This is a genomic window from Actinomyces howellii, from assembly GCF_900637165.1.
In the GTDB taxonomy this organism is placed as follows: domain Bacteria; phylum Actinomycetota; class Actinomycetes; order Actinomycetales; family Actinomycetaceae; genus Actinomyces; species Actinomyces howellii.
Genome location: NZ_LR134350.1, coordinates 1407547 through 1427232, shown reverse-complemented (window position 1 = coordinate 1427232; position 19686 = coordinate 1407547). Strand labels below are relative to the sequence as shown.

The window sequence follows — 19686 nt, the reverse complement described above, 5'->3', positions numbered from 1 at the left end:
GGTCGGGATGCGTGCGCCAGGCTCGTCCTGGAGCACGGGACGGCGTCAGATCGCCTGCTCGATGTGCGCCACCGCGGCGGCGTCGGTCCCCTCGTTCTCCGCGGCGGCGATCTGCTCGACCCGAGCGGCGTAGGAGGCGCGCTCGGCGGCGACCTCCTCCTCGCCCCAGCCCAGGAGCGGGGCCATGACCTCGAGAACCTCCTGCGCGGCGGCCAGGCCGCGGTCGCGCTGCTCGATGTCGAGACGCACCCGGCGCAGCAGGACGTCGTCGAGGTGGGCGGCGCCCTCGTGGGTGACCGCCCAGGCGACCTCGGCGCGCAGGAAGTCCGGGGCCAGGGCCAGCGGCCTGTCCCAGGCCGCCTCGGGGCCGGCCTCGTCAATGGCCGCCAGCAGGGCCGGCAGCTCGTCGCCGTAGCGGTCGAGCAGGTGGGTGACCCGGGCCAGGGTCCACCCCCGGCTCCGGGCGACCTCACCGGCGCGGGCCGCCTCCTCGTGGTAGCGGGCGGCGCCGACAAGAGGCAGGTCGGCGGTGGCCGAGGGGTGGGCGTGGGCGCGCGCCTCACCCAGGGCGTGGTCGACGGCGTCGACGGCCATGACCCGGTAGGTGGTCAGCTTCCCGCCGGCGATCGCCGTGAGGCCCGGTGCCACGCGGGTGACGGTGTGCTCGCGAGAGACCTTCGTCGAGGCGGCCTCCGCCCCCGGCTTGAGGTGGGGCTGGAGGAGGGGGCGCAGCCCGGCGTAGGTGCCGATGATGTCCTCACGGCGGATGGGGCGGGTGAGCACCTCGTTGGCGTGCTCGAGGACGTAGTCGATGTCGGCGGAGGTGGCCACGGGCTTGGACACGTCCTGGGTCCAGGGGGTGTCGGTCGTCCCGATGACCCAGTAGCGCGGCCAGGGGATGATGAACAGCACCGACTTCTCGGTGCGCAGGAAGATCCCGGTCTGGGCGTCGATGGCCTGGCGGGGCACGACGATGTGGATGCCCTTGGAGGCCAGGACCTTGAGGCCGCCCTCGGTGGTGGCCATGTCCTGGGTCTGCTCGGTCCACACGCCCGTGGCGTTGATCGTCTCGGCGGCCCGGATCTCGTGGGCGGTCCCGGTCTCCAGGTCGGTGACCCGCGCCCCGGTGACGGTGCCGTGGGCGTCCTTGAGGTAGCCGGTCACCTTCGTGCGGCTGGCGGCCATGGCCCCCAGGCCGACGGCGGTGCGCACGAGGTCGATGACGAGGCGGGCGTCGTCGACGCGGGCGTCGTAGAAGCGGATCGCACCGGCCAGGTGGGAGGAGTCGAGGGCGGGGGCCAGCGCCCGGGTGCCGGCACGCCCGAGGTGCTTCTGGATCGGCACCGTCCTGCGGCCCCGGGCCCCCGCGACGGCCAGGGCGTCGTACATGCCCACCCCGACCGCGGAGTAGCTGCGCTCGTAGTGGTGCTTGAGCGGCCACAGGAAGGGCTGGGCCTTGACGAGGTGGGGGGCGGTGGTCGTCAGCAGCCGACCTCGCTCGGTCAGGGCCTCGTGGACCAGGGGGAAGTCGAGCTGGTAGAGGTAGCGCAGCCCCCCGTGGATGAGCTTGGAGGACCACGACGAGGTGCCGGCCGCCCAGTCGCCCATCTCGACGATGCCGGTGCGCAGGCCGCGGCTCGCGGCGTCCAGGGCGATGCCCGCCCCGGTCACGCCGCCGCCGACGACGAGCACGTCGAGCCCCTCGGGGGAGCTCATCGACTCCAGGGCGGCGCTGCGCTGGGCGGTGGTGAGCGCGGTGGGCTCGGGCAGGGCCGCCGGCCCGGCCGCACCCCAGTCGGCGCCCACGGCCCCGTGAACCCTGGTGGCCCTGTTCGCCCTGTCGGCCTTGCTGGTCCTGCTCGTCCGGTTGCGGCCCTCGTAATCCTCGTTGCCCTCGTGGTCCTCGCGGTGACTCATGGCTGCTGGTCCTCGTCTCGTGGCCTGGCTTGTCGTCGTGGTGCTCTCGGGTCCGCGCCCGCGCGCCGCCGCCTCGATCGGGCGGCGCTGCCCGGGCTCGGCCCCGCAGGGGCCCGGCACCAAGGATCCGTGGCGTGTGAGACGATGGGCAAGACGTGTGCACGAACGTGCACTCCGGTGGTGGGAGGTGCGGAAGGATGTCCACGGACGACAGGCCCCGGACGGGTGGCAGGAGGACCGGGCCGGGCGGCCCGGGAGGGCGGGCGCCGGGTCCGGGCGCCACCGGATCCGAGGTGAGCAGGGTCTACGAGGCCGCCTCGATGTACTACGTCCAGGCCGAGACGATGGAGGTGATCGCCCGGCACCTGGGCTGCTCGCGCTCGACCGTCTCCCGCCTGCTGGCGCGGGCCCGGGACGAGGGCGTCGTACGCATCGAGCTCGCCGCCCCGTGGGGTGCCGGGAGCCTTGAGGCTCGCTTCGCCGCCGAGATGGGTGTGCGGGCACAGATCGTGCCGGTGCGGGAGGGCACGACCGAGGTCCACCGGCTCCAGCAGGTCGCCGCCGTCGCCGCGGCACGCCTGGTCGAGATCGTCTCCGCCCTGGCGTACCAGGACCACCGCCCCGCCGCCGGGCCCGGCGCCGTCGAGCCCCTCGTCATCGGCGTGGCCTGGGGCACGACGATGAACGAGGTGGTCGCGGCCCTCCCCGTGCGCCGGGTGCCCGGCCTGACGGTCGTCCAGCTCAACGGCGCCTCCGACCCGCTGCACGAGGGGCCCTCGGCGGGCCAGATGCTCGCGGGCCTGGGCCAGGCGCTGGGTGCGCGCACGATCGGCTTCCCCGTGCCGGCCTTCTTCGACCAGGTAGGGGCGCGTGAGGCCATGTGGGCCGAGCGCTCGGTGCGCCGCGTGCTCGGCGTGGCGGCCAGGGCGCGCCTGGCCGTGTTCGGGGTCGGGGCGGTCGAGGGGCCCCTGCCCTCCCAGGTGTACCAGGGGGGCCACCTCACACGGGCCGACATGGAGGTCGCCAGGCGTGAGGGAGTGGTCGGGGACGTGTGCACGGTCCTGCTGCGCGAGGACGGCACGTGGGCCGACGTCGACCTCAACGCGCGTGCCACCGGCCCCACGCCCGTCCAGCTCACTCGCGTCCCGCGCAGGTTGTGCGTCGTGGCGGGCACGTGGAAGGCTCGGGCCTGCTTGGCGGCCCTGCGCGCCCGTGTCGCGACCGACCTGGTCATCGACGACGCCACGGCGCGCGCGGTGCTCGCCCTGGCCCAGCAGAAGGAGGCCCCATGAACGGGGACACGAATCGGCCGGTGCCCTCCCGCGAGGCGCCCGACGCCGCCGCCCAGGCAGTGACCCGAGGCGGCCCGCGGGTCGCCCTGGCCGACGGCGCGGAGGGCTTCCGCACGGTGCTGCGCCGCGCCCGGCCGGCCGACGCGCGGGCCATCGCCGAGATCGTGCGCCCGTACGCCGACAAGCACATCCTCATCGGCAAGGACCTCATCACCTACTTCGAGGACATCCAGGAGTTCACGGTCGCGGAGGCCTCGGGCTCACAGGACCGGGACCGCACCGGCGCGCTCATCGGCTGCGGCGCCCTGCACGTCATGTGGGACGACATCGCCGAGGTCCGCACCCTGGCGGTGCGCGCGGAGTACCGGCGCCGCGGTGTGGGCCAGGCGGTGCTCACCGACCTGCTCGACCGGGCCCGGTCACTGGGACTGAGCCGGGTGTTCTGCCTGACCTTCGAGGTGGCCTTCTTCTCCGCCAACGGCTTCCGGGAGATCGAGGGCACCCCGGTGGGGACCGACACCTACTACGAGATGCTGCGCAGCCACGACGACGGGATCGCCGAGTTCCTCGACCTCGCCCGGGTCAAGCCCAACACCTTGGGCAACACGCGCATGCTCCTCGACCTGTGAGCGGCAGGCGGCGGTGGGCCGGGACGAGGTGGTGAGCGCCGGTGCGGGCGCAGGGGCGCGCACCGGTCAGGGGCCGGGAGCCCCGGACGGTGTCGCGCTGGCCCACTGGTTCGCCGAGCACCGGCGCGACCTGCCCTGGCGCGACCCGGGCACCACGCCGTGGGGTGTGCTCGTCTCGGAGGTGATGAGCCAGCAGACGCCCGTGGCCCGGGTCGCCCCGGTGTGGCAGGAGTGGATGGCGCGCTGGCCCGCCCCCGCCGACCTGGCCCGGGCGCAGACCGCCGAGGTGCTGCGCGCCTGGGGGAACCTGGGGTACCCCCGCCGGGCGCTGCGGCTCATCGAGTGCGCCCAGGCTCTTGCCACGCGCCACGGCGGTCGCCTCCCCACCGAGCTCGACGAGCTGCTCGCGCTCCCGGGCGTCGGGCAGTACACGGCGGGCGCCGTCATGGCATTCGCCTACGGGCGCCGGGCGCTCACCCTCGACACGAACGTCCGGCGCGTGCTGGCACGGGCGGTCGGCGGGACGGCGCTGCCCCCGCCCTCGCTGGGGCGCGCGGAGCGGGAGAGAGCTGAGGCCCTCCTGCCCGGGGACGACGCCGAGGCGGCGCGGTGGTCAATGGCCGTCATGGAGCTCGGGGCGCTCGTGTGCACCGCCAAGGACCCGCGCTGCGCGCAGTGCCCCTGGCGGCCGGGCTGCGCGTGGCAGGCCGCGGGGCGCCCGGCGGACGCCCACGCCGGGCGACGGCGCGTCCAGGCCTGGCACGGCACCGACCGGCAGGCCCGGGGGATGGTCATGGCCCGCCTGCGGGCCACCGGGCCCGGGGAGGTCCTCAGCCGGGCCGAGCTCCTGGCCGCCGCCCGCCGGGCGGGCGAGCGGGCCGCGGGGGGCGCGGGGGACGCGGACCCCGACCAGCCCGAGCGGGCGCTGGCCTCGCTCGAGGCCGACGGGCTCATCGTCTCCCGGGACGCCGGGGCGAGCTTCGCCCTGCCCTGACCGGTGGGCACCGCCCGCGCCGCGGCGCGCGGTGCTCGGCGCGGTGCTGCCCTGATGCGGGCTCACGCGCCGGTACAGTCAGGGCCATGTCACGAGGACGAAAGGGGGGCGGCGGCCGCAGCAGGCGCCGCGGCGCGGGCGGCGGCCCGGCAGCGCGCTCCGGCGGCGGGTCCGCCCGCCGTGGACCGGCCTCCGGCGCGGCCCGAGGCCGGGCCCACGGCCCCGGGTCCCCCTCCGTCGGCTCCGCCCAGGGCCGGGACAGGGCCTCAGGCGCTCCGGGGCGCTCCCCCGACGGGGCCACCGGGGCGGGCAGGGAGGCCGCCGGGAACCGGGCGCCCCGCTCCGGGTCGGCACGACGCGCCGCGGCGACGAGCCGCCGCTCCTCGGACCCCTCTGGAAGCACTGGTAGCACTGCCCGGGGAGCCCGCACTGGCAGCACTGGTAGCACCGCCCGGGGAACCCGCACGGGCCGCACCGCCGGGGGAGCCCGTGCCTCCGCAGCCCGCCAGGCCGCCGGGCCTCGGGCGGAGGGCGGGCAGCACGGTGAGGCGGCCGCCCGCCGTTCCCCCCGCCAGGCGGGGCGCGGAGCAGCCCGTTCGGCCAGGACGGTGACGACCCAGGACGGTCGCCCCGCACGGGGCCGTCCCGCGCCCGCACGACGGTCGGGCAGGGGCTGGCCGGGGCGCCCCGACGGTGACCGCCTCAAGCAGGCGCGGTCGGTTCCCCGCCGGCCCCGGTACTGGCTGCGGTGGCTGCTTGTCGTGGGGACCGGGGTCGCCGTCGTGGCAGGCCTTGCCTACGGGCTCATCGCCGGGGCGCTGTGGGTGCGCGACACGATCCGCGACCAGGACGCGGCCGAGGAGGTCGGCTCGGCGCCGACCACCTACCCGGCGCCCACGGCCTGCCGGGCGGCCGACCTCGACATCACCGTCACGGTGCCCGAGACGGTGGCCACGGGGGCGGGGATGGTGATCGAGCTGGCCGTCGTCAACTCCGGCGCCGAGCCCTGCCTGCTCGACGTCGGCGCGCAGAACCTCGGGGCGGTCATCACCTCGGGGGACCACACGGTGTGGACCTCGACGGCCTGCGCGGCCGGGGCGCCCTCCCGGGTCCTGCTCGTGGACGCCGGAGACTCCACGAGCACCTCCCTGACCTGGGACGGGCTGTCGACCGATCCCGCCTGCACCGGGGAGGCGGCCGCGGCACCGAGCGCCGCCGCGAGCGACGGAACCACCGGCTCTGCCGCCGACCCTGCCACCGACGCTGCCACCGACCCTGCATCCGGTTCTGCCACCGACGCTGCTGGTGACGGAGCGACCGACGGGTCCACCGAGCCCGCTGCCGAGGTGGTGGCCGACCCCCGCCTGGCCACGGCGGGGACCTACAGGGTCCGTATCCAGGTCGGTGGCCAGGACGCCACCTCCGACCAGGTCTTCGTCGTCGAGTAGCCGTCGGGCGGGCCGTCCGGTCGGCCCGGCGGGCCGGGGCCTCCGAAGGGCACCGATCCCCGGGCGGTCAGGACGACGCCGAGGACGGTCAGGCGTAGCGGTCGACCAGGGAGACCTCGGCAAGACGGGACAGCCCGTCGCGCAGGGTGCGGGCGCTGCGCACGTCGACGCCGTCAACGGCCTGGAGCTCGTCGACCGAGGCCCCGAGGACCCCCTGGAGGGAGCCCCAGGTGCCGACCACCGCGCGCGCCGTGACCAGGGGCAGGCGCGGGATCTTGGCCAGGATGCGCAGGCCGCGCGGGGAGACGTGGGCGTCGAGGTCCTGGCCGTCGGGCCCGCCCAGGCCCATCGAGCGGGCGACCATGGCCAGGTCGAGCAGGGCGGGGGAGCCGACCCACTTGAGGCGTGCGTCGACGGTGGCGGTGTCCAGCCCCTCGGACAGGTAGTCGGTGAGGAGGAAGTCCCGCTCGGCCATGAGCCCGCGGGTCAGCTCCTCGAGCTGGAGGTCGAGGAGGCGCCCGTCGGTGCCGAGCTCGACGACGTAGCCGTCGATGTCCGAGGCGATGCGGCGCACCATCTCGAGCAGCTGGAGGACGGCCGTGACGTCGCGGACGGTGACGAGGTCCTCGATCTCGAGGGCGTCGAGGCTGCCCGAGGTCTGGGACAGCCGGGAGGTGTAGCGCTCGAGGGTGGCCAGGGCCTGGTTGGCCCGGGCCAGGATCGCGTCGCTCGACTCGAGCACGTGGCGCTTGCCGTCGACGTACAGGGAGACGATCTTCATCGACTGGCTCACCGAGATGACCGGGTGCCCGGTCTGGCGGGCCACCCGCTCGGCGGTGCGGTGGCGCATGCCCGCCTCTGCGGTCTCGATCGAGGCGTTGGGCAGGAGCTGGACGTTGGCGCGGCGGATCCGGTTGTTCGCCCGGTCGACGGTGACGGCGCCGTCCATCTTCGACAGCTCACGCAGACGTGCCGCGGAGAGCTCGACGTCGAGGTGGAAGCCCCCTGAGGAGATCGACTCGACCCGCTCGTCGTAGCCCAGGACGATGATCGCCCCGGTGCGTCCCCGCAGGATGCGCTCCAGCCCGTCGCGCAGGACGGTTCCCGGCGCGACGAGAGCCAGCGTCTCGCGCAGCAGGTTGACGGAGGTGTCAGTCATCACAAGGCTCCTGTGGTGGTCGGTGCGTGGGCGCACCGGCACGGGGTTGCGGGCTCGCGGACATGGTAGCCGCGCCGTGCCGCCTGCGCCGTGAGGTGGGTCGCCTCCTTCTGCCGCCCGGGTGCGCGACCGGCAGCCGACCGGAGGGGGAGTGGAGGCGCTGGGGTGCTCGGGCGAGGGTCAGGGTCGGGGCAGTGCCGCGCCGACGGCCTCCCCGAGGTGGCCGACGGGCAGGACCCGCACCCCCTCGACCCTCCGCAGCTCCTCGCTTCCGGCCAGGGGCACGATCGCCCGGTCGAAGCCGAGGCGAGCGGCCTCGGCCAGACGCCGTTGGATGCCGACGGTGGCGCGGACCTCCCCGGTCAGGCCCACCTCCCCGAAGGCGACGAGCCCGGCGGGGGCGGGCACCCCGTGGGCAGCGGAGACCACGGCGACGGCCACGGCCAGGTCCGTGGCGGGCTCGACCGCCCGTGCGCCGCCGACGGTCGAGACGTAGACGTCGCAGGAGGAGGTGTCGACCCCCAGCCGCGCGGCGAGGACGGCCAGGGACATGGCGACCCGGGAGTGGTCGACTCCCGAGGTCGTGCGTCGTGGTGATCCCGCCGCGGTGCCGGCCACAAGGGCCTGGACCTCGACGGGGACGGGGCGGCGGCCCTCGAGGGTGACCGTGGCGCAGGTTCCGGGGACCTCTGAGCGCGCCGCGGACAGGAACAGGCCCGAGGGGTCGGCCAGGCCGACGATGCCCCGTTCGCCCAGGTCGAAGCAGCCGACCTCGTCGGTCGGGCCGTAGCGGTTCTTGACCGCGCGCAGGAGCCGGAGGCGGGCGTGGCGGTCCCCCTCGAACTGGCACACGACGTCGACGAGGTGCTCGAGGACGCGTGGGCCGGCGATGCCGCCGTCCTTGGTCACGTGGCCCACGAGCAGGACGGGCACCCCGCGCTCCTTGGCCACGGAGATCAGCGCCCCGGCGACGGCTCGCACCTGGGTGACGCCCCCGGCGCTGCCCTCGACCTGGGCCGAGGCGATGGTCTGGACTGAGTCGACGACGAGCAGGCTGGGTCCGGTGGACTCCACGTGCCCCAGCAGCGCCGACAGCTCGTTCTCGCTGGCCAGCAGGAGGGCGGGGTCGATGGCGTCGATGCGCTCGGCCCGCAGTCGCACCTGGCTGGCCGACTCCTCACCGGTGACGTAGAGCACCGGGCCGTCGCCGCGCTCGCGGGAGACGGCGGCGGCCTTGGCCGCGACGTCGAGCAGGAGCGTGGACTTGCCGACCCCCGGCTCCCCGGCCAGGAGGATGACGGCCCCGGGCACGACCCCGCCGCCCAGGACCCGGTCGAGCTCGCCGACGCCGGTGGGGCGGGCACGGGCCTCCTCCGCGCTCACCTCCCCGATGGGACGGGCGGGCTCGGCCGGGCGCAGCGCGAGGACGCGGGCCGGCCCCGAGGAGCCAGAGGAGGCGCCGCCGGCCTCAACGAACTCCTCGAGGGTGCCCCATGCCCGGCACTCACGGCACTGGCCCAACCACTTGGGACTGGTCCAGCCGCACTCCGAGCACAGGTAGGAGGTGCGCGCCCTCGCGGCGCTCTTGGAGGAGGTCATGGCGGCACGCTATCGCCAGGCCCTGACATCAACCCGGTCCCGCGCCACGGACCCGCCCCTGCCCGGCGCCGGGCAGGGCTGGACTCAGGGGCGCGCGAGGGCCTGGCGGGCCCGGGCGGCCACGTTGTCGGCGGTGAAGCCGTGCTGCTCGAAGAGGTAGGTGCCGGGGGCTGAGGCCCCGAACTCCTCGATCGAGACGATCTGGCCGCCCTGCCCGACGATCTCACGCCACCCCAGGGCGATCCCGGCCTCGACCGAGACCCGGGCCGCGTCGGCGGGCAGGACCGAGTCCCGGTAGTCCTCGTCCTGCTCGGCGAACCACTCCAGGCAGGGGGCGGACACGACCCGGGTCGCGGTGCCCTCGGCCTGGAGGAGCTCGCGGGCCGCGTCGGCCACGGCCACCTCCGAGCCGGTGGCGATGATGACGACCTCCGGGGCGGTCGGCGCGCCGTCAGGGCCGGTGGCCTCGCGCAGCACGTAGGCGCCCCGGGCCACCCCGGATCCGGCCTGCTCGGAGGAGGCCAGCACCGGCAGGTTCTGGCGGGACAGGATGATGCCGGCGGGGTGGTGGCGACGGCGCAGGATCGCGGCCCAGGCGGCGGCCGTCTCGTTGGCGTCGGCCGGGCGCACGACGTCGAGGCCGGGGATGGCTCGCAGGGCGGCGAGGTGCTCGATCGGCTGGTGGGTGGGGCCGTCCTCGCCGACCCCGATGGAGTCGTGGCTCCACACGAAGGTCGAGGGGATCCTCATGAGCGCCGCCAGGCGCACCGCCGGCCGCATGTAGTCGGCAAAGACGAGGAAGGTGCCGCCGTAGGCGCGGGTGAGGCCGTCGAGCACGATGCCGTTGATCACCGAGCCCATCGCGTGCTCGCGCACACCGAAGTGGAGCGTGCGCCCGTAGGGACCGTCCCCGGGGGCCTTGGCCAGCTCGGCGGGCAGGAAGGAGCCCTGACCGGCCATCGTCGTGTTGTTCGAGCCGGCCAGGTCCGCCGAACCGCCCCACAGCTCGGGGACGACGGGTGCCAGGGCCGACAGGACCTTCCCCGAGGCGGCCCGGGTGGCCAGGGACTCCCCGACCTCCCAGACGGGCAGGGCCTCGTCGAGCCCGGCGGGCGGCTCACCGGACAGGAGGCGGTCGAGAAGAGCCGCCCGCTCGGGGTTGGAGGTCCTCCAGGTCTCGAAGCGGGCGTCCCACTGCTCGCGGGCCGCCGCCGCGCGCCGGGCGGCCCGGGCACGGGTGTGCTCCAGGACGCCGTCAGTGGCGAACCGGGCCTCGGGGTCCAGGCCCAGGGCCCGCTTGAGGCCGGCGACCTCCTCGGCGCCCAGCTTGGCCCCGTGGCTCGAGGCCTGACCCTGCTTCGTCGGCGAGGGCCAGGCGATGATCGTGCGCAGGCGGATGAGCGTGGGCCGGGAGGTCTCCGCCCGGGCCTGGACGAGAGCCTCGTGGAGGGCCTCGAGGTCCTCGCGGTACTCCCCTCCGGCGGTCCAGTCGACCTCGAGGACCTGCCAGCCGTATGCCCTGAAGCGGGCCGAGGGGTCCTCGTCGAAGGCGATGTCGGTGTCCCCCTCGATGGAGATGTCGTTGTCGTCGTAGATGGCGATGAGGTTGCCCAGGCGCTGGGTGCCGGCCAGGGAGGCCGCTTCGGAGGACACCCCCTCCTGCATGCAGCCGTCACCCACGATCGTGTAGACGTAGTGGTCGAAGACCGACTCGCCGGGGGCCGCCTGCGGGTCGAGCAGGCCGTGCTCGTAGCGCGCCGCCATGGCCATGCCCACCGCGTTGGCCATGCCCGCCCCGAGCGGGCCGGTCGTCGTCTCCACCCCGGCGGTGTGCCCGAACTCCGGGTGGCCCGGGGTCAGGGAGCCCGCCGTCCGCAGCGCCTCGAGGTCGCTGACCTCGAGGCCGTAGCCGGCCATGACGAGCTGGACGTACTGAAGGAGCGAGGCGTGCCCCGCCGACAGCACGAAGCGGTCGCGGCCCAGCCACCGGGGGTCGGAGGGGTCACCGGCCATCTCCTGCTGGTAGAGGAGGTAGGCCACCGGAGCCAGGGAGATCGCCGTGCCCGGGTGGCCGGAGCCGGCCGTCTCCACGGCGTCGGCGGCCAGCGCCTTGGCGATCGAGATCGCCTTGAGGTCGGCGTCGGACAGTGCGAGCTGCTCAGAGGTCATGAGCGGGACTCCTTCACGTGGTCTGGTATGGGGTGGAGGGTGGACGGCGGGGAGAGCCGGGGCCCGGCGGCGGAGCGCCCGAGGACTCGACCCGGTGACCGTACCGCAGCCCACCGGCCGGTGCCCCGTCCGCGGCGGGCTACCCGGAGGCCACCTCGGCCCGGATGAGGGGGATCGGGTAGGAGGCCGCCTTGATGGGGGCCAGGAGGGAGTCGGTGATCCCCGCGGTGAAGTCCTCGATGCCGAGGATCTTGTACATCGCGGGCCGCCCGAACTTCGTGGAGTCCGCCACGAAGAAGGCCTCCGAGGCGATCGAGCGGATCTTGCGGACGATCTCCAGGGCGTAGGCGCTGTTGCCGTAGATGCCGTCCTCGAGCACCGAGCTCGCCCCGAAGACCGCGACGTTGACCCGGATCTGGTTGAGCTGCTCGACGGCGGTCGGACCCCACATGTGGGTGCGGTTGGGCAGCAGCTCACCGCCGATGAACACGAGGTTGAGGGCCGGCTTGCGCAGGATCTCCTGCCCGACGAGCAGGTCGTGGGTCACGACCGTCACCCGCTGGCGGTCGAGGGCCCGCGCCGTCTCCAGGCAGGTCGATCCCGAGTCGAGGAAGACCGTCTGCCCCTCGAGGATCCTCTCGGCCATCGCCGGACCGATCGCCTGCTTCTCACGCATGTTCGAGGTGTCGGTGAGGCCGGCCAGGTGGTCGCGTGGCGGGATCGCCCCGCCGTGGGTGCGCCGCAGCGCCCCGGCCGCGGCGAGCTCCTCGAGGTCCCTGCGGATCGTCGAGACGTTGACGTGGAGCCTCGTGGCCAGTGACGTGACTGTCTCGAATCCTGAGTCCCGCACGAGCGAGACGATGTGGTCATGGCGTTGCATCGTGGCCCTCATGCCTTCGCGTCGGTTCCGCGCGGGCCCGTGGTCAACGGTGCCTGCGGCCATCGGGTGCCGCCAGCATAGGCCATGAGCCAGGTTGTGCGCGATGTCGCGCATGCTGTGGCAGATGCCATAGGTCGACTGGCCGCTCCTGGTGGTGAGCGGGAGGAGCAAGCGCCAGAACGCAGAGATGCGTGAACAATGGGATTGCGTGCGCGATATCGCTCACGAACTTGCGTGCTATCGCGCACGCATCTGTGGTTATAGTCCTCGCCATGGCGCCGCTCACACCGGCCGCCGCGCGAGGAGGCGCTGCGGGCCCGGGGTCAGGAGGGGCGTCCTTTCCCGTACGGTCACAAAGGAGTGATGACACATGATTGCTCGGAGGAACATGCTGCTGGCCCTGTCGGCCGGCTCGGCGTCGGCGGCGCTGCTGAGCGCCTGCGGCACCGTCGGCGAGTCGGGAGGCTCGTCGAGCGCCGGTGCCGGTGACTCCAAGACGATGGTCACCGTCGTCAAGGTCAAGGGTATCGCCTGGTTCGACAGGATGGACGTCGGCGTCCTGGAGTGGGGCGAGGCCAACGGCTACGACACGCGCACCGAGGGCGGGGACGACAACTCCGCCGAGAAGCAGATCCAGATCATCCAGAACCTCATCGCGCAGAAGCCCGCGGCGATCACCGTCGTCCCCAACTCCCCGGAGGCCCTGTCCCAGGTCCTGTCCCAGGCCCGCTCGCAGGGCATCACGGTCGTGTCCCACGAGGCCACCGGCATCCAGAACGTCGACATCGACATCGAGGCCTTCGACAACAAGTCCTACGGCGAGGACATCATGAAGAACATCGGCGAGGCCACCGGGGGAACGGGCAAGTACGTCCAGTTCGTCGGGGGCCTGACCGCCAAGACGCACATGGAGTGGGTCGAGGCCGCCTACAACTACCAGCTCGCCAACTTCCCCGACATGGAGCGCGTCGAGACGCCCATCGAGTCCACCGACAACGAGACCGCCGCCTACGAGAAGGCCAAGGAGGTCCTGGGCAAGTACCCCGACATCAAGGCGTTCCAGGGCTCCGCGGGCAACGACGTCCCCGGCATCGCGCGCGCCATCGAGGAGGCGGGCCTGACCGACCAGGTCGTCGTCATGGGCACCTGCATCCCCTCGGCCTCGATGAAGTACCTCGAGGCGGGCTCCATCGACAAGATCTTCTTCTGGGACCCCGCCCTGGCGGGCAAGGCCCAGCTCCAGATCGCCAAGATCCTCCACGACGGCGGGGAGATCACCGAGGGCACCGACCTGGGGATCGAGGGCTACACCTCGCTGACCAAGCTCGAGGGCTACGACAACGTCTGGGTCGGCGACGCCGCCATCGCGGCCGACGCCACCGAGGCCAAGAAGTACGACTTCTGAGGCGGAGCCGGTGCCGGGGGCGCCCTCACGCGCCCCCGGCACCGGGATCGAGGAACGAACCAATGAGAACGCAGGAACCACAGGGGCCCGAGCCCTTCCTCGCGGTTGAGGGGATCGTCAAGCGCTTCGGCGGCGTGCTGGCCCTGGACGGGGTGTCGCTGAGCGTAAGCGCCGGGGAGGTGCTGTGCCTTGCGGGGGAGAACGGCTGCGGGAAGTCGACCCTCATCAAGGTCATCTCCGGGGTCCACCGCCCCGACGCCGGCACGATCCGTGTCAACGGCAGGCCCGTCGAGGCCCTCGACCCCCTGACCGCCATGAAGGAGGGGATCCAGGTCATCTACCAGGACTTCTCCCTCTTCCCCAACCTGAGCGTCGCCGAGAACATCTCGCTGACCTCCTCGGTGGCGCGCCGACGCGCCACCTACGACCCGGCCGCCAGCCGGGCCCGCGCCCTCGAGGTCGTCGAGCGCCTGGGAGTGTCCCTCCCGCTGGACGCCGACGTCCAGGACCTGTCGGTGGCCGACAAGCAGCTCACCGCGATCTGCCGTGCCCTGGCCAACGACGCCCGGCTGCTCATCATGGACGAGCCGACCACGGCGCTGACCCACCGCGAGGTCGAGCGGCTCTTCGCGGTCGTCGACAAGCTGCGGGGTGACGGGGTCGCGCTCATCTTCGTGTCCCACAAGCTCGACGAGGTCCTGGCGATCGCCCAGCGCGTGACGATCATGCGCTCGGGGCGCAACGTCATCGACTCCGCGACCGAGGACCTCGACGGCGCGCTCATCACCGAGTACATGACCGGCCGCTCCCTGGACCAGACCCGCCGGGTCTGCGGCCTCGACCCCCAGGCGCCGGCCGTGCTCGAGGTCGAGGGAGTGTGCGCCGCGGGCGCCCTGGAGGACATCACCTTCCAGGTCCGCCGCGGTGAGATCGTCGGGCTCACGGGCCTGCTGGGCTCGGGGCGCACCGAGGTCGCCGAGGTCCTGTTCGGGCTGCGCGCACACGAGTCGGGCACGATCCGCGTCGAGGGCGCCCAGGTGCGCATCCGCTCCATCTCCGAGGCCATCGCGGCGGGGATCGGGTACGTGCCCGAGGACCGTCTCACCGAGGGGCTGTTCCTCGACAAGCCGATCGCCGACAACGTCATCGCCGCCTCCATCGACAAGCACACCTCGCGGGCCCGCACCCTCATGCGCGGCCGGATCAGGCAGACGATCTCGACCTACTTCTCGGCCCTGCGCATCAAGGCCCCCGACGTGAGCGCCCCGGTGCGCTCGCTGTCGGGAGGCAACGCCCAGAGGGTCGTCCTGGCCAAGTGGCTCGCCCGCGGCCCCAAGGTCCTCATCCTCAACGGCCCCACCGTCGGGGTCGACGTCGGCTCGAAGGCGGACATCCTCGACATCCTGCGCGAGCAGGCGGCCGCGGGGATGGGGGTGCTCATCATCTCCGACGACGCCCCCGAGCTCGCCTCGTGCTGCCACCGGGTCCTCGTCACCCACGCAGGGCGCCTGGCCGGCGAGCTCGTCGGCGACGCCGTCGAGACCGACGCGATCAGGGAGATGGTGGTCGCATGAGCGCCCTGACGACCTCCTCGGCCCTGCGCGTCGCCTCCCGCCTGCGGGGGCGCAACAACGAGGGCGTGCTGCTGGCCATCCTCCTCGTCCTCGTCGTCGGCATGTCACTGGTCAGCCCCGCCTTCTTCACCCTGTCGACCCTCTTCGCCGTCCTGCGGTCCTCGATCGTGCCCATGCTCTTCGCCCTGGGCGTCATGATGGTCATCGTCTCGGGCGGGATCGACGTCTCCTTCGCCGCCATCGCGAGCTTCGCCTCCTACGCGGTCATCACCTACCAGCTCAAGGCCGACACCGACCTGGGGCTCCTGGGCTCCTTCGCCGCCGCGGTGGCCATCGGAGCCCTGCTCGGCGCGGTCAACGGCCTGGTCATCTCGAGGTTCCGGCTCAACACGCTCATCGTCACCCTGGGGACCCAGGGGGTGTTCATGGGAGTGCTCCTGGCCTACATCGGCTCGCGGTACGTCGCCGCGCTGCCCGAGGGCATGGCCAGCGCCTCGACGACGAACATCATGAGCGTGGCCACCCCCACCGGCTCGGCCCAGCTCCACGTCATGGTCATCCCGGTGCTCGTCCTCATCGGAGTCGTCGCCTGGCTCATGAACCGCACGATGTTCGGACGCTCGATCTACGCCATCGGCGGCGACGTCGAGGCCGCGCGGCGCGCCGGCATCAAGGTCGAGCGCACCCAGATGCTCGTCTACGTGCTCGTCGGCGTCATCGCTGCCCTGGCCGGGACGATCTACATGATCATGGGCCGCTCGGCCAGCCCGCAGGAGCTCGTCGGCGACGAGCTCGACATCATCGCGGCCGTCGTGCTCGGCGGAGCCTCGATCTTCGGTGGGCGCGGCTCGGTGCGGGGGACCGTCATCGGCGTCCTGCTCATCCAGATCATCAACAACAGCCTCATCCTCGTCGGGGTCCCCAGCGCCTGGCAGCGCACGGCGGTCGGCGTGCTCCTCGTGGCCGGTGTCGGCCTCCAGGCCGTCTCCGCACGCCGCAGCGCACGGGCCTCGGCGGTGCTCGACGAAGGAGGGACGAGCGCATGAGCCCCACCCGGTCCCTGCGCGAGGCCAACGACCGCCTCGACACCCAGGTTCGCACGCTCCTGGCCCGCATCGGCGCCTCCCGGTCGGTGGGCAGGATGCTCCTCGTCGTGCTCGCCGCCTTCACCGTGTTCGCCCTGCTGCGCCCGGAGGTCTTCCTCACCGGGCTCAACCTGCAGAACATGGCCCTGGCCGTCCCCGAGATCGGCCTGCTCGCGGTGGCCATGATGATCGCCATGCTCACCGGAGGCATCGACCTGTCTCTCGTGTCGATCGCCAACCTGACCGCCATCACGATCTCCTCGACCTTCTCCCTCCTGGCCGCCCAGGACCCCGCCCGGGCCGAGCAGGCCGGGCCGGCACTCGTCGTGCTCGGGCTGTGCGTGGGGCTGGTCGCCGGCGCCGTCAACGGGGTGCTCATCGCCTACCTGGGCATCACCCCGATCCTGGCCACGCTGGGCACGATGCAGATCTTCAACGGCCTGGCGGTCGTGTGGACCGGGGGCAAGACCCTCTACGGCTCGCCCGCCTCGCTGACCGCCTTCGGGCAGACGGCGATCGCCGGGGTGCCGATGCTCTTCCTCGTGCTCGTCGTCGTCACCCTCTCAGTGGGATTCATCCTCACCCGCACCCCCTTCGGGCTGCGCCTGGAGCTCCAGGGGGCCAACCCCGAGGCGGCGCGCTTCTCCGGGATCCGGTCGCGCCGGCTGCTCATGGGCAGCTACGTGCTCACCGGGTTCCTGGGCGCCGTGGCCGGTGTCGTGTTCCTGGCCCGCAACCCCACGGCCTCGGCCGACTACGGCGCCAGCTACACCCTGCTGGTCATCGTCATCGCCGTGCTCGGAGGCACCAACCCCGCCGGCGGCTACGCCACGGTCACCGGCGTCTTCCTGGCCTCGATGGTCCTGCAGATCGTCCAGTCAGGCTTCACCGCGATGAGGCTGTCCACCTTCCAGTACTCCATCGCCCAGGGCGTCATCCTCATCACCGTCATGGTCATCGACCAGGTCGACTGGAGGGCGCTGCTCACCCGACACCGCAGGACGGCGCCGGTGCCGTCCACCCACCCTCAGGAGAACCCGCAATGAAGAAGATCATCAACGACCCCGAGCGCTTCGTCGACGAGATGGTCGAGGGCATCGTCCTCGCCCACCCCCACCTCGTCAAGCACCCGGGCCAGGACCCCCGCGTCCTCGTGCGCGCCGACGCCCCCGTCGCCGGGAAGGTCGGCATCGTGACCGGAGGAGGCTCGGGCCACCTGCCGCTGTTCAAGGGCTATGTCGGCCAGGGCCTGTGCTCGGGGGTGGCCATCGGCAACGTCTTCAGCTCGCCCTCGGTCCAGCAGTGCCTCGAGGCCGCCCAGGCCGTCGACGGCGGCAAGGGGGTGCTCTTCCTGTACGGCAACTACGGCGGCGACGTGTTCAACTTCGACCTGGCCGCCGAGATGGCCGAGCTGGAGGACATCGAGGTCCGGACCGTCCTGGGGCGCGACGACGTCGCCTCCCAGCCCAAGGAGCGCAAGGCCGACCGCCGCGGCGTGGCGGGCATCTTCTTCGCCTACAAGACCGCAGGGGCGGCCGCCGAGCGAGGTGACGACCTGGCCGGGGTCGCCGAGGTCGCCGAGAGGACCGTCGAGCGGACCGCGACGATGGGGGTGGGCCTGTCCCCGACGATCCTGCCCACGACCGGGGCGCCGAGCTTCGAGCTGCCCGACGGCCAGATGGAGATCGGCATCGGCATCCACGGCGAGCCCGGCATCCACCGCGGCGAGCTGCGCAGCGCCGATGAGATCGCCGACTCGATCCTGGACGCCGTTACCGCCGACCTCGATCTGGCCGAGGGCGACCGCGTGGCCGTGCTCGTCAACGGCCTGGGCGCCACGCCCCTTGAGGAGCTCTACGTCCTGTACCGCCGGGTGCACACGCGCCTGAGCGACCTGGGCGTCTCGGTGGAGCGGCGCTACGTCGGCGAGTACGCCACGAGCCTGGAGATGGCCGGCGCCTCGATCTCGCTGCTCAAGCTCGACGACGAGCTCCTCGAGCTCCTCGACGCCCCCGCCCGCTCGCCGTTCTTCCAGGAGGCCTGACAACCATGAGGACACCAGAGCTCATCGACCAGGTCCGCGCCTCGATGGTCCTGCTCATCGGCTCCGCCGACGAGCTGCGCGACCTCGACCAGGTCCTGGGGGACGGGGACCTGGGGATCACGATCTCCGCCGGTGCCCAGGCGGTCATCGACGTGCTCACCGACGCCGGGGCGATCCACGAGCCCAGCGACATGGTCAAGGCCTGCGCCAAGGTCTTCGCCAACGCCAACCCCTCGACGATGGCCGCGCTCGTCGCCGGCGGCCTCCTGGCGGGGTCCAAGGCGTGGGCGGGGCGCGAGGACATCGACGTCGCGGCCGCGGCCTCCTTCCTCCAGGCGGCCGCCGACAACATCTCCCACCGCGGCAAGAGCCAGGTGGGCGACAAGACCATCCTCGACGCGATGGTGCCCGCCGCGCAGGCCCTGTCCCAGTGCCCGCCGGACGAGGACCCCGTCGAGGCCGCCATCGCCGCGGCGGCCGACGCCGTCGTGTCCACCCGTGACCTGCAGTCACGGCGCGGGCGGGCCTCCTGGCTGCAGGACCGCAGCATCGGCCTGCAGGACCCTGGGGCCACGGCCTTCCTGCGTGCCCTCGAGGCGTGGCGCGACGCCGCCTCCGGGACGACCGGGCCCCGTGCCGCGGTGGTCGACGCGGGCTGAGGCGCCAGGACCCGCAGGTGGTCGGGGCCGCACGACGGCCGCGGACTGAGGGGGAGCCCACTTCGGTGGTGGGCTCCCCCTCCTCGTCGTCGGGGCGCCGTCCTGAGCGTCGGCGCCAGGGGGCCGGGAGCCCGACGCTGGTCGCCCTCGTCGAGCCGCCTGCATGAGCAGATGCTCATCCTGTTCGATGAAGGATCGGGTGAATGGCGGGATCATCGCGAATACCTGCCTCGTTCACAACCTCACAGGGAACTACACCTAGACCACCGCGAGATCGGGACAAGTGACACCTCGAGATCGGGACAAATGACACCGCGAGATCGGGACTTATGGCACCTCGAGTTCGCCGCATCTGGCACGGTTCTGGCGCAGCGTGCCAGGCGCCGTGAGCCGGGGCACTTGCCTCCGGACGTCGTGGCGTCGCACGTCCTGACCGCGAGGTGGCGGGCCCGGTCAGCAGCTGATGCGGGACGGCAGGCCGGCGCAGGTTGACGGGTTGGCGCCCTGGCGTGACGGTCAGCCGGGGGCCTCCGCAGCGGGAGGCTCACACCCCCACCCGGGTGTGATGCACAGAACAGGCGCGTGGCGGCCGGGGGGCGGCGGGGAGAAACCGCGGAATCGCGCCGATCCCCCCGACCGGCCCCCATCGCGGAGACGGCCGTGGAGGCCTGAGATGTGCAACAACCCCCTCGACGCACACAGACACCCGCTCCGCCTGCTACAAGACGATCATTATTCGGCTCAATCACAGGCATCCACCTGGGCCGCGAGGGTAGTTGATGTGTGCACCACCTCGCCGCCCCCACCAGCACCCGCGCCCACGGGGAGTGAG

Annotated in this window: 15 protein-coding genes; 10 read left to right on the top strand and 5 right to left on the bottom strand. The window is 73.0% G+C overall.

The window, feature by feature from the left end:
* Positions 1-45 precede the first annotated feature (45 nt).
* The gene (locus EL245_RS06005) at positions 46-1716 is read right to left on the bottom strand and encodes a glycerol-3-phosphate dehydrogenase/oxidase (RefSeq protein ID WP_232009934.1); all 1671 of its coding nucleotides are present in this window, start codon (positions 1714-1716) and stop codon (positions 46-48) included.
* Between the two features lie 521 nt (positions 1717-2237).
* Here EL245_RS06005 and EL245_RS06000 point away from each other — a divergent pair.
* The 4 genes from EL245_RS06000 to EL245_RS05985 all read left to right on the top strand — a co-directional run bounded on the left by EL245_RS06000 (position 2238) and on the right by EL245_RS05985 (position 6280).
* Positions 2238-3209, top strand: a complete 972-nt coding sequence (locus EL245_RS06000; protein WP_126384137.1) for a sugar-binding transcriptional regulator — start codon at positions 2238-2240, stop codon at positions 3207-3209.
* On the top strand, positions 3206-3838 hold the full coding sequence (locus EL245_RS05995; RefSeq protein ID WP_126382331.1) for an amino-acid N-acetyltransferase: 633 nt from the start codon (positions 3206-3208) through the stop codon (positions 3836-3838). Before EL245_RS06000 ends, EL245_RS05995 begins: the two co-directional genes overlap by 4 nt.
* 31 nt (positions 3839-3869) lie before the next feature.
* Positions 3870-4832: an HhH-GPD family protein gene (locus EL245_RS05990; protein ID WP_408608394.1), complete on the top strand. Its 963-nt coding sequence runs from the start codon at positions 3870-3872 to the stop codon at positions 4830-4832.
* 608 nt (positions 4833-5440) lie between these two features.
* Positions 5441-6280 (top strand): hypothetical protein, encoded by an 840-nt coding sequence (locus tag EL245_RS05985; protein WP_126382330.1) that lies wholly within the window; start codon positions 5441-5443, stop codon positions 6278-6280.
* A gap of 88 nt (positions 6281-6368) precedes the next feature.
* Here the strand turns inward: EL245_RS05985 and disA are convergent, their stop codons facing one another.
* The 4 genes from disA to EL245_RS05965 all read right to left on the bottom strand — a co-directional run bounded on the left by disA (position 6369) and on the right by EL245_RS05965 (position 12087).
* A complete protein-coding gene (disA, locus tag EL245_RS05980; RefSeq protein WP_126382329.1) occupies positions 6369-7439 on the bottom strand; it encodes a DNA integrity scanning diadenylate cyclase DisA in 1071 nt (356 codons plus the stop codon).
* A gap of 180 nt (positions 7440-7619) precedes the next feature.
* Entirely contained in the window at positions 7620-9038 is a 1419-nt protein-coding gene (radA, locus tag EL245_RS05975) for a DNA repair protein RadA (RefSeq protein WP_126382328.1), read from the bottom strand.
* Between the two features lie 84 nt (positions 9039-9122).
* Entirely contained in the window at positions 9123-11207 is a 2085-nt protein-coding gene (gene tkt, locus EL245_RS05970; protein WP_126382327.1) for a transketolase, read from the bottom strand.
* A 139-nt stretch (positions 11208-11346) separates the two neighbouring features.
* A complete protein-coding gene (locus EL245_RS05965) occupies positions 11347-12087 on the bottom strand; it encodes a DeoR/GlpR family DNA-binding transcription regulator (RefSeq protein ID WP_126382326.1) in 741 nt (246 codons plus the stop codon).
* 370 nt (positions 12088-12457) lie between these two features.
* On the opposite strand from EL245_RS05965, the gene EL245_RS05960 reads away from it, so the two are divergent.
* The 6 genes from EL245_RS05960 (at position 12458) to EL245_RS05935 (ending at position 18854) form a co-directional block, all read left to right on the top strand.
* Positions 12458-13492 carry a substrate-binding domain-containing protein gene (locus tag EL245_RS05960; RefSeq protein WP_232009892.1) on the top strand — a complete coding sequence of 345 codons (1035 nt, stop codon included), beginning with the start codon at positions 12458-12460 and terminating at the stop codon, positions 13490-13492.
* Between the two features lie 62 nt (positions 13493-13554).
* Complete coding sequence (locus EL245_RS05955) at positions 13555-15066, top strand: sugar ABC transporter ATP-binding protein (protein WP_126382325.1); 1512 nt, start codon at positions 13555-13557, stop codon at positions 15064-15066.
* Complete coding sequence (locus EL245_RS05950) at positions 15063-16112, top strand: ABC transporter permease (protein WP_126382324.1); 1050 nt, start codon at positions 15063-15065, stop codon at positions 16110-16112. Before EL245_RS05955 ends, EL245_RS05950 begins: the two co-directional genes overlap by 4 nt.
* Positions 16109-17197, top strand: coding sequence for an ABC transporter permease (locus EL245_RS05945; RefSeq protein WP_126382323.1), 1089 nt, complete (start codon positions 16109-16111; stop codon positions 17195-17197). The genes EL245_RS05950 and EL245_RS05945 overlap by 4 nt, the downstream gene beginning before the upstream one ends.
* Positions 17194-18195 (top strand): dihydroxyacetone kinase subunit DhaK, encoded by a 1002-nt coding sequence (locus EL245_RS05940; protein ID WP_126382322.1) that lies wholly within the window; start codon positions 17194-17196, stop codon positions 18193-18195. The genes EL245_RS05945 and EL245_RS05940 overlap by 4 nt, the downstream gene beginning before the upstream one ends.
* A gap of 5 nt (positions 18196-18200) precedes the next feature.
* Entirely contained in the window at positions 18201-18854 is a 654-nt protein-coding gene (locus EL245_RS05935; RefSeq protein WP_126382321.1) for a DAK2 domain-containing protein, read from the top strand.
* Positions 18855-19686: the final 832 nt, after the last annotated feature.